The organism is Robbsia andropogonis (genome assembly GCF_000970345.1).
In the GTDB taxonomy this organism is placed as follows: domain Bacteria; phylum Pseudomonadota; class Gammaproteobacteria; order Burkholderiales; family Burkholderiaceae; genus Robbsia; species Robbsia andropogonis.
In genome coordinates this window covers 1-10,147 of the sequence record NZ_LAQU01000066.1, presented here as the reverse complement: position 1 = coordinate 10,147, position 10,147 = coordinate 1, and the positions used below count along the sequence as shown (strand labels likewise).

Sequence of the window (10,147 nt, the reverse complement as noted above, 5' to 3'; positions counted from 1 at the left end):
TCTTATCTCTGTATCGATCTGAAAAGACGTCGGGTCGGAATTTTTCACGATGATTTTCCGGTTTAGATCGTCTGGGCGCGACTCAAAAAGTCCGCGTGCACCGAGGTTCCGGAGGCCAGAAAGCGTATCTGCTGCCGCACGGATTCAGGATCGACGCCCGCGTGCTCCGCTGCCTGCAGCGCGGCACGGCTTGCGTCGAGCACATCGACACCCGTGATCTCGTAGCCGTAGCCCATCGAGATCCAGCGCAACGCCGCGAGACCGGCAGCCATGGCGAATCCCGGCTGCTTCTGCGCAAAGTCCCTCGCCGCGCGTGTCAGCGTCCGCGGATCGGTCGGGCTGGCATTGGCCAGTTCGATGGCCTGGTCGAACAGGCCCGCGTCCTTGGCCGCCGCAAACCACTTCCCTGGCTCACCAGGTAATGCTACAACCAGGTCGCTCAGAATGGTCTTCGGCGCAATGTGCGGGTACTTCTTAGCGATGGCACGGAAGGTTGCCAGGTAGGTGGTGCCCTGGTTCGCTTCGCGTGCGTAGCGTCGGTATGCCTCGTCAGCAAGACCCGAAGACAGCAGGATCGCTTCGCAGGCTTTCGCAATCTGCCCGTCCGGGCTGTTGAGACCGCGCGTGTCTTCCGCGTAGGCCAGCGCTTCAGCCTTTCTGCCCATCGCAAGCAGTGCCTTGACGCCCCAGCGTCGGTAGTGCCACATCTTGAACGGAGCGCGCTCCACCAGTGCGATCAGCTGCGCATGTCGCCCGGCTGCATAGAGCGAGGCCAGACAGATCGGTGTCCCCGCAAAATATCCCCCGGGTCCCTCGGACCACACGTGCTCAACCAGATCGATGAACCTGTCGGCCCACTCACTGGCAATTCCGGGCGTCACGCAGAGTGTGTCCCATTCGTCCGACAGACCCTCGATATAGGGGACGCCCTGGTCCTGAATGGCTTCCCATAGCCGCTCGAGCCACGCCTGGCGCGTGACCGTGTCGACCTGTGCGCCAGCAATGACCGGGACCAGTGTTTCGATCGCACGGTTCACAGCCGTGCCGATCGTACCCGACGAACCGTCGACGTGTTCCAGCGCGGGCGAAACTTTCTCCAGGAATTTCACAGCCCCCTCTGCTGCAAGCACTGCATCGCCGCGCGCTACCTGCCGGATCTCCGTGAGCGCTTCCTTGATGCGCTGGATCGGTACGTCAGAGCGCCAACCGAAAGCGTTGCGTCGAAAACGCTGGGCGAACTGCCACTTGTAGGAGGCTGGCTTCACAGGAGTTCGTCCGTTTCAGATCGCAGATCCTGCAGGGGGCGCAAGGCGAGAATCATTTTTTCGAGCACCATGATCCAGTCCTCGAACTCCTCGATGGTGCAATCAGCCTGTTCGACCAGCGTCAGGTCATCCGTCGGGCACGACAGGCTCGCTCCATTGATGACGGTATGCGCCATGGCGTGCAGGCGCAGAAGGTCGTCACGTAAGCCATCAGGCTCGCAGCGGGCGCGGATGGTGTCGAAAAGATCCACTGCCTGCTGGATGACAGTCGTATCGTATCGCTGCTGCAATGATTCCAGCGCGCCGGCATCGACGATGCCGTAGGGAGTCTCAAGGTCGGGCATGGGGTCGGAATCTCCGCAGGGAACGGACCGGGCCGGCGAACAGGTGGTCGCGTATCCAGCCCTCCACGTGCCCGAAATCCAGTTCGTACCTGCCAAAACGTTTCAGGTTGCTGGTGAGGTAGGGACTGAGGAATCCGATGTCGTCGGGATTGACCTCGATGCCCTCATTCACCATCGATCGCAACGCCTGCATCATGTCCACCGTGTTCTGCAGGATCGCGGCGGAAGCCATCAGGTCGTTGTAACGCAGGCGTTTCTGCTGCTCGTCCGGGTCATTGACTGGCAACACATCTCCGCCGAACGAAAACCACTTGGCAAAGCCATTATAGGACTCGACCTTGTTGGTCGTGGCGGTGATCTCCTGCCGCAGCTCGTTGCTGCCGAGCCACTCGAGCAGGAATACCGTGCGAACCACCTTGCCAAGCTCCTCGGCCGCCAGGGACAGGCGATTCCTCGGACTGGCCGCGCCGAAGCGGCGCAGCAGCAGGGGCGATGAAATCGCACCGGACTGGATCGACAGCGCGAGCTGCATCAGGTCCTGCCAGTGGCGCCCGATAAGATCCCAGTCAACCGCTTCCGTGAAAAGACCGTCGATATGTTTGTACTGGGTCGCTGCATCCACCCGGTACAGCTTGAGGTCCTGCCAGTTGCGAATCCGCGGCATCAGCTTGATGCCCAGCAGGTAGGTGAACGCGAACACGGCAGCCGACTGCCCCTGGGTATCTGCATGCACCGTATCGGCCTCAACGCTCAAGCCAGCCTTGAGCAGTCCTTCGATAACATAGATGGCTTCCCAGATGCCCGGCGGGATGAAATGCCGGAACACCGCGATGTAGTTGTCGGCGACGTGGCGGTAGGCGACCGCGCCCATTTTCCGGTAGCGGAAGTGATAGCCAGCCAGCAGGTTGTTGTCGTAGAAGTCGTACTGGGTGCCATCGGCTGCGACCGTCTTGCCGTCGCCCCAGTGCTTCGGCAGGTCAAGCCGGAGATAAAGTTCGATCAGTTCGCGTTGTGCGCTCTCGAGTCGCTCGAGGCTCAGGTGCCGGCGGTTGACGAACGACATCATGTGCGGCGTGATCCTGTCGCCCATGTGACGTGCAGCCTGGGTGGGGCCCAGATTGCATCCCATTGCGAAGATGGTAAGCAGGTACCGCTGTTCGGCATCGCGGATTTTGGGATCGTTGCCGCTTAACGGACCAAAGTGTCGTGTGAAATGCGTCCAGTGTTCGATATTGGCGAGCACGTCCAGCAGGTTGCGCACGGGCATGCGCTTAACGATCGCCTTTTGCAGGGCCACCGCACTTTCCGGGATGACGGTCGCAGTCGTACGACGGACAACAAACTCACCTGCCTTGTTGATCGTCACATGGTCGGCCTTCTCCGGAAAACGGTCATCGAGCTGGCGTGCAGCATCCGAGAGCCATTCGCGCAACTGGGCCACGAAGCCGGTGCTGCTGTCTGCGACGCCAAGCCTCTCGCTGTATGCCGGCAGAAGCTTCTCGCATTCGGACCAGGGCATCAAAAAATCGCGATAGTCTGCAAAGGCATCCGAGCCGGCTACGCACAGGTCTCCGCTGCGCAGCTCCCTCGTCATGCTCGACAGGACGCACAGTTCAAGATAACGCCGGTTTGTCGTCGCCCCTTTCTCTGGCGGGCGGAAAACCAGCTTGCGCCAGCGTTCGGAGGCAAAGCTGAGATCGACCTCGACGTTGATCCATTCGCGATGAAGCGCTTCGTTCCTGAAAACGACTTCCATTGCCTGTAACAAGGACTCGGACTGGGTGGTCGAGCTCCATGCCAGTGCATGTGCAAGACGTAGCAGTACTGATCGATGTGCCTTGAAATGTCGCCACAGCAGTGGAAGGTAGTTTCTGCCGCTGTAGGCCCGGACATCGGCACAGCTTTCGCGCAATGGCTCGAGGTCGCCCGACGGCGCCAGATACTCGCGAACGCGCGCGCCAAGTTCGGTGTCGTCGGGATAGTCGTCGAGAATATTGACGACGCCGTCAAGCGTATCGACCAGGCTTTCCATCTTTTCGCGCTGCCGTGCCTGAATCTGGTCGAGTTCTTCCCTGGCCCGCTTGTGGATTGCGCCCATGCGCCGGATGAACATCTCGGCCAGATCGTCGCGGGCTCGCACGCGCATTTGATGCAGCAACGCGACAATGAGCGTATATCGCCGCTCCGGCAGGGTTTCCTTCAGATTCGCCGCGTCCAGACTCATCGCCTGTGTCGACAGGGAGCGCAGCTTTGTCGCAGGAACCCCGTCCAGTGCATGATTGAAGTCGCCAAAACCATCGAGCCAGGCAAGATGGTCGACGAGCAGGGAGATATGCTTTCGCGACGGGCGTAAGGCGTATCGCTTGATGGTGTTGTACGCGCTCTGGCGCTGGTTGAATTCGCGTTTGACCAGCCGGTCCAACTGGACCTTGTCTTCATCAGAAAGGCGACGCGAGACGCGTCGGAACAGCGCCGTTTGAACTCGTGTGTGGACCTGTTCCACAATGGCGTCGAGCGTCGAGAATGCGGGCAGTTCGACCTGCTGCTGGATCAGGCTGTCGATGGTTGCATTGATGATGTCGACCGGCTGATCCATTGTCCCGGCAGCCTCGTGTGCCGCGCGCACTGCAATTTCATTGGCATCGGTGCCGTAATAGGACTGGATACCGAGAAATTCCCGGACTGCCGCATAGTGACGAAACAAGGCGGGCGACCTGGCCCTGTTGTAGTCGAATGCGGCCTCGGCACCGATGCTTGCGCTCGCCCGGATGTGTTCGATGACAACGGCGGGAATGGCGTCAACGAAGGGAAAGTGGTGCATCTGCTGAAAGACCTTTAGCAGAACCAGCTGCCCCAGTCTCGAAGACTGGCCGCGCGCGTTGCGGCGCACCCATTCAAGCTCTTCAACGTCCGGCGTATAGAACGCCTGCAGTTCCGCAGATGAAAAACCCTTGGGAAACCGCGGATACGCTGTACGTTCGATGGTCGCCATGCCGGATTCCGGATCTCGAATAGACTGGCCAGTGTAGCGCAAAAAATCCAGCAAAGCCGTCGCACCTGTGCCAATCTGTGCAACCCGCTGGCCGCTATAATTTGCGGATTCAGGACGCAGCGAAGGGGGCAGAGAAATGGGCAAAGCCAGTCAGCAAAAAAATCGTCGCGTGCACGCAAGCTGGGCGCACGAGACCTGGCAGCATTGCGACGGGGAGCGGTTCAGTCAGGGATCCCAGACGCTATCGTTCTCGATCGTAATGACCTGCCGCCGGAACAGAAAATCTCCTGGCCCCTCGCGCAAATGCTTCAGGATGAGGTGTCCGATCATCCAACACTGGAGGAATATCAGAGCGCACTGACGGCGATTGTTGCGGCGTTGAATACAAGCCTGCTGCCCGAGAGTGAGCGTGGTGAAGCGCTACGTGATCAGATCGGATTCGACAAAAGTGTTCCGCCCGAAATACGGTGCGAAATCATACAGGGCATCGAGCGCCTGATTAGCGAAAAACTGGTCCGCTTTCCCAATGACCGCCGCCGTATCGTCTCGTGGGAGGCGAAACTCGAAGGTGACGTACTTCGGGTCGTAGCGGCGGCGTCCGACGGTCCCCGGCACGATACCCCGGAAGATGTCATGCGCGGTTTGCTGCGAACGATGTCCGCCTAAGAGACCGCACATTCAGACCAGTCGGCTAAGGACGCGATCGTCCCGCGCTGGCTGACCGCGTTGAGCTGTCTGCGTGCCGACGACGCAAGCGGACGCGATAGTCCAGGGACGCATTCACGGTCCAAGTCCCTTATTCCGCCAGAGAATAGAGATCCGTCGCTTCATGACTTTCAGGCTTATGATAGCAATTTGACCGGATCTTGGTCAGATCCCATAGACGCACGAACATTTCGTCCAGATGCCATGTTTTGGCGATGCTGCCGGAGATCTTTACCTGTGCGGCAAACCGAGCCCCGAATTTATCACACCACCGCCGTATCGATTCGTAGCTGACGATCACGCCGCGCTCAAGCAATAATTCTTCGATGTCGCGCAAGCTCAGCGAGAAGCGAAAGTACCATCGCACCGCAAGGCTGATGATGGTAGGTGGGAAACGATGGCCGCGGTTAATGGACGAGGTTTTCATGTGCCAAGCTTACCCGAACGCCTCGACAACGTGACAATGCCAAACGAACCACACAGACGCGGTGATCATAGGAACACGCAACCCGCGCATCGGTGAAGGGTATCTTAACAGACTGCAATGGCTGCCGGTTACATGCGAATCCACGCACGGCCCCACGAATTGAGCGTCCGTTCGGACTGAGGCCACAAGCCAGGTTCCGCTTCAGCCGCCACCCGTTGAAGCTCAGCTGAAAACTCAAGGCAGTTACCGTCGGGATCGGTGACCATGAAGAACAGGTTGTTGCCTGGGCCATGCCGACCAGGGCCAAAGAAAATTGGGACCTCTGCAGTTGCGAAGCGGTCGCCCCAATCACGGATGTCATTCCACTCGTTCGTCTCGTAGCAATGGTGATCCCATTCGTTCTTGCTGCCACGAAAAAACGCAAGCGTGTGGTGCTCGTCATCCGAGCGGAGGAAGACGACAGCCATGCTACCATCTGCATCGACCACCTCATCGGAGATCGTAAAGCCGATTTTGTCTACGAAGAAACGCGTCACACACTCGAGCTCAGTGGTCTGAAATACGGTGTGCTGAAGGCGTGCGGGCGCGCCCGGCCCTTCAGTGCGCGACGCCACACCGAACACAAAGCGCCGGCCTTGTGGATCGCTGAAGACCATGGCGCGGCCTGGGAAAAATGGATCATCAATCGGCTCGAACGACACGGCGCTTTCAGTCAAACGATCTGCTAGTCGACTGAGCGCCAAAGTGTCGGAAACCGAATATGCATAGTAAGGCGAGTTACCCTCTCGTTGGGCACTGACGATAATTGCGCGCGACGGGCCGGTCATCACCACATCGTCCGACTTGGCACATGGAACGACGGTCAGGTCCAACATCCGCTCGTAGAATTTAACCAACTCAACCGGATTCGCGCTAACAATACGCAGATGGTGCAAAAACGCAGGCGTAGCTTGCTGAAGACTCTTCATACAGATTACTCCAAATTAGGCAGTGCGCCATAGAAGCCATGGGTGCGTTTTCAACGCGGTGAGTACGCGATCCCGACGTGCGAACGGGGCTATACCCACCGTCGCTGAATGTTGATCGGCAAACGCGATTGCAGTCTCCGCGTCAAACATGTTTGCAGCGCGCTGGCCAAGACGTGTGACAACATAGCTAGCCACTTCTACGCCTGGCCATTCACCTCGCACCCGTCGCATGGGAGCACATCAGAGACCTTCGACGCTCGGGCATTTAGCGGACGAATGGACTAGATGCCAGAGCCCATCTGCGCACGACCGCGCATTTCAGATCGGATATGCGATCTTACGCACCCAGTGGGGCGGCGTATATTGGCATGACTTGCACAGCCAGTCCGTGATTGTTACTTCCTTCAGCGCTTTACCTGAGGACTTACGTAAGTGAATCGTGATTTCGTATCGATCGGTGTTATGCGGTCTTAAGCATCGACCATCTGGCGCCAAGGGCCGCAGCACGCCCACGTCGGCGACAATGGCGATATCGCATTCCGTGTCGATCATCAGCCGGCGCGAATCGAAGGTTGAACCGGTCATTCTGGTACTTTGCTTTTGACGAAAAAGACTTCTCCCGCGATCGCACGGAACCCGAAAACACGCAGGCAAGGAAAGCACTGGCGATCTCCTCAATGACCCAGGCCATGGTGCCATACTCGTGTTGATTGCAATATTTGAGCATTTAGCATGAACGTGACGTCACAGGACGCTAAGCTTGCCCCATTACTACGAAGCCTGGCGTCAAACAAGCGCTTGAGAAACGCGTCACGCTATCGTAAGCGTACTCATTCGCGACGGGCTTTACACGAGCAAACATGCGCTGCCCCCAGCATCAAAGTGATTCGCTCTATCCCCCTGCACAACGCCCCGCGGCGCCGTATTATCGCGTTCGAACAACCCCCGCTCGAAAGGAAGCAATAGTTTTGAAATGCATTTCATCGTCTCCTTACCGTTTTATTTTCAAGGCATTAGGTCAAGCGCGTTCGTCGGCAATGGGGTTGCGCAACACACCAATCTTCGAGATTTCAACTTCGACGATGTCACCAGGTTTCATCCACAGCGGCGGCTCGCGGAACGCGCCCACACCGCCTGTCGTTCCCGTGATGATTACGTCGCCGGGCCGAAGCACTGTGAACGTGCTGCAATATTCGATCAAGGTTGGGATATCGAAGATCAAGTCGTTCAGCGGTGCCTGCTGAACGACTTCGCCGTTCAGACGCGTGACAAGAGAGAGCCGGGACGGATCGCCAACTTCGTCCGCTGTGACGAGCCAGGGCCCAAAACTTCCCGTTGACGGGAAGTTCTTGCCGGGAGTGAACTGGATCGTATGCCGCTGCCAATCGCGCACGCTACCGTCGTTGTAGCATGAATAGCCCGCGACGTAGTCGAATGCATCGGCAGCTTTCACGTGACGCGCCGTGCGTCCGACTACGACAGCCAATTCGCCTTCGAAGTCCAGCTTGTGCGAAGCCTGCGGACGGACGATAGGTGCCTCGTGAGCCGTCTGCGAATCGGCAAAGCGTGTGAAGAACATAGGCTTCGTTGGGATGTCGCGGCCTGTCTCCTTGACGTGTGTCATGTAGTTAATGCCCACGCAAAGAATCTTTTCGGGATCGGGCACGACCGGAAGCAGATCTACCTCGCGCCACGGCAAGATAACCTGCGTGTCTCGCGAAATCGCTTCAATCGCACTCAGGCTGTTACGCGTGAGCGCTTCCTTCAGCGTTGATCCTACATCCGAAGCGAACGGCGCTAGGTCGATGACCCCGTCAGCAAGCGCAACACCAAATGAATTCCCGTCCGCCTGCCGGATGCTCACAAGTTTCATCTCAATCTCCTTTTATATTCGGGACGGCGGTAAGCAGAAAACATAAGGCAGGCATTCGACAATACGCTATAACGGGAGCAATCCGGCGTACGCTGTCCTGAAAAGCCAAATGTGCATGTCACGCACGGCATGCTGCACGCTGACTCCTCCCTGCCTCGAATCCACTTCACTAAATAATACAAATTACTTAAAAATTTCTGAATTCCCGCAAACTTACGTGCTTATGCTAGGTCTGCTACTTGATTGATGCCGCTAACCAGCAGGCATCGAAAATAGGGTTGCCAGTTTCAAGGAAGGGCATGACGAAACGACCTAGACTTCCTAACCACAGGCTATATTCGACACTGTCGCTAAAGGGTGTTTACGTCAACCTTAGAATTGACCGTTAGACGCCTGTCGGGTCAAGTGATGCCCCGTGCAACAGTGAGCCGCAATAGAAGATCAGCGGGTCACCTTCGTTGTGGGATACCCGAAGCACTCGCCCGACGACAATCGTGTGGTCGCCTGCCTCGTGGCGTGCATACATTTCGCATTCGAAGCGCGCGTGGTAATTATTCAACAGCGGCAGGCCATGCAGGCCCGTTTCGAGCGGGACATTCGCAAATCGATCTATGTCTCTGGCAGAAAACTGGTGACACAATTCGCTCTGACCAGCTTCGAGCACATGAACTGCAAAATGATTCGCCGCGCACATTACCGTATAGTTGCGGGAATTTTTTGCAATCGACCACTGGACCAACGGCGGATCTAAAGACAAGGAAGTGAAACTGTTACATGTCATGCCGATCGGCATCGACCCGTTGCCACTAGTAGTAACGACAGTTACACCAGTCGCAAAACGGCCGAGAGCACGGCGAAAATCTTTTGAATCAAAAGGAACTGGGGTCATGATCATTGCGTTAAGTCCAACCTAGGTTATCCAAATCAAATCGGATGACCTAGGCTTCTAGAAAGAAGGCAGACACATAGTTGCCTGCCACACGGAGTGCCTCATTGTCTGTTTGCCACATGGTATTATCCGTGCTCGCAAACACCCACGGAATTCAACGTAGCACGACAGCAGACAACGGAACACCTTCTTTCGAATAAACCATACTGATCGTGCGATCCGCTTCGTTGCTAGTTATAGCGCGCTTCAACCATCTAAACTAGACGTCAGAAATGGCAACCTCACACCGAACCACTTCACAAACCTTACTGACTGGAACGGCCCCTTGAATCTCCGGACATAGTCTCTACCGTAAAATAGCCGGGTTGAATCGCCCCGGGTATGAACTGCCCCCCGAAAGTTGGACATCAATCTGGGGGCGTGATGAGGAAGTTTGGTTTAGATTTTAAAATGAAAGCAGTCCGGGCGTACCTTGCTAGCAAAGGCGGCTACAAGCTGCTCGGAAAGCGTTTTGACATTTCAGAAAGCATGGTGCGGCGATGGGTGCGTGCGTATGAGCATCACGGGCAGGCGGGGTTCGTGCGGCAACGTGGCGCCTACACGCTAGAATTCAAGCGCGAGGTGTTGCATCGTGCCGTCGCCGAAAATCTCTCCTATTTGAAACTGGCAGCTATTTATAATATT

The 10,147-nt window shown here is 57.0% G+C and carries 9 protein-coding genes and 1 pseudogene; 2 read left to right on the top strand and 8 right to left on the bottom strand.

The window, feature by feature from the left end; genetic code table 11:
* Positions 1 to 62: 62 nt before the first annotated feature.
* From WM40_RS24885 to WM40_RS24875, 3 genes are read right to left on the bottom strand one after another with little or no spacing between them, the layout of a single operon-like run.
* Entirely contained in the window at positions 63 to 1,265 is a 1,203-nt protein-coding gene (locus WM40_RS24885) for a hypothetical protein (protein ID WP_046154313.1), read from the bottom strand.
* Positions 1,262 to 1,609 carry a Tn3 family transposase post-transcriptional regulator TnpC gene (tnpC, locus tag WM40_RS24880; RefSeq protein WP_046154312.1) on the bottom strand — a complete coding sequence of 116 codons (348 nt, stop codon included), beginning with the start codon at positions 1,607 to 1,609 and terminating at the stop codon, positions 1,262 to 1,264. The genes WM40_RS24885 and tnpC overlap by 4 nt, the downstream gene beginning before the upstream one ends.
* Positions 1,596 to 4,601 carry a Tn3 family transposase gene (locus WM40_RS24875; RefSeq protein WP_046154316.1) on the bottom strand — a complete coding sequence of 1,002 codons (3,006 nt, stop codon included), beginning with the start codon at positions 4,599 to 4,601 and terminating at the stop codon, positions 1,596 to 1,598. The genes tnpC and WM40_RS24875 overlap by 14 nt, the downstream gene beginning before the upstream one ends.
* A gap of 318 nt (positions 4,602 to 4,919) precedes the next feature.
* On the opposite strand from WM40_RS24875, the gene WM40_RS30465 reads away from it, so the two are divergent.
* Complete coding sequence (locus WM40_RS30465; protein WP_157685980.1) at positions 4,920 to 5,267, top strand: hypothetical protein; 348 nt, start codon at positions 4,920 to 4,922, stop codon at positions 5,265 to 5,267.
* Positions 5,268 to 5,481: 214 nt separating this feature from the next.
* Here WM40_RS30465 and WM40_RS24865 read toward each other — a convergent pair.
* The 5 genes and pseudogenes from WM40_RS24865 to WM40_RS24845 form a co-directional block, all read right to left on the bottom strand.
* A pseudogene (locus tag WM40_RS24865) lies at positions 5,482 to 5,733 on the bottom strand (IS6 family transposase); the annotation flags it as partial.
* A 128-nt stretch (positions 5,734 to 5,861) separates the two neighbouring features.
* On the bottom strand, positions 5,862 to 6,701 hold the full coding sequence (locus WM40_RS24860) for a VOC family protein (RefSeq protein WP_024906069.1): 840 nt from the start codon (positions 6,699 to 6,701) through the stop codon (positions 5,862 to 5,864).
* 318 nt (positions 6,702 to 7,019) lie between these two features.
* Positions 7,020 to 7,286: a hypothetical protein gene (locus WM40_RS24855; protein ID WP_024906068.1), complete on the bottom strand. Its 267-nt coding sequence runs from the start codon at positions 7,284 to 7,286 to the stop codon at positions 7,020 to 7,022.
* A gap of 433 nt (positions 7,287 to 7,719) precedes the next feature.
* Positions 7,720 to 8,574, bottom strand: coding sequence for a fumarylacetoacetate hydrolase family protein (locus tag WM40_RS24850; RefSeq protein ID WP_024906067.1), 855 nt, complete (start codon positions 8,572 to 8,574; stop codon positions 7,720 to 7,722).
* 385 nt (positions 8,575 to 8,959) lie between these two features.
* The gene (locus WM40_RS24845) at positions 8,960 to 9,469 is read right to left on the bottom strand and encodes a flavin reductase family protein (RefSeq protein WP_024906066.1); all 510 of its coding nucleotides are present in this window, start codon (positions 9,467 to 9,469) and stop codon (positions 8,960 to 8,962) included.
* Positions 9,470 to 9,886: 417 nt separating this feature from the next.
* On the opposite strand from WM40_RS24845, the gene WM40_RS24840 reads away from it, so the two are divergent.
* Positions 9,887 to 10,147: helix-turn-helix domain-containing protein (locus WM40_RS24840; RefSeq protein ID WP_046154314.1), on the top strand; the 261-nt coding region annotated here is incomplete at its 3' end.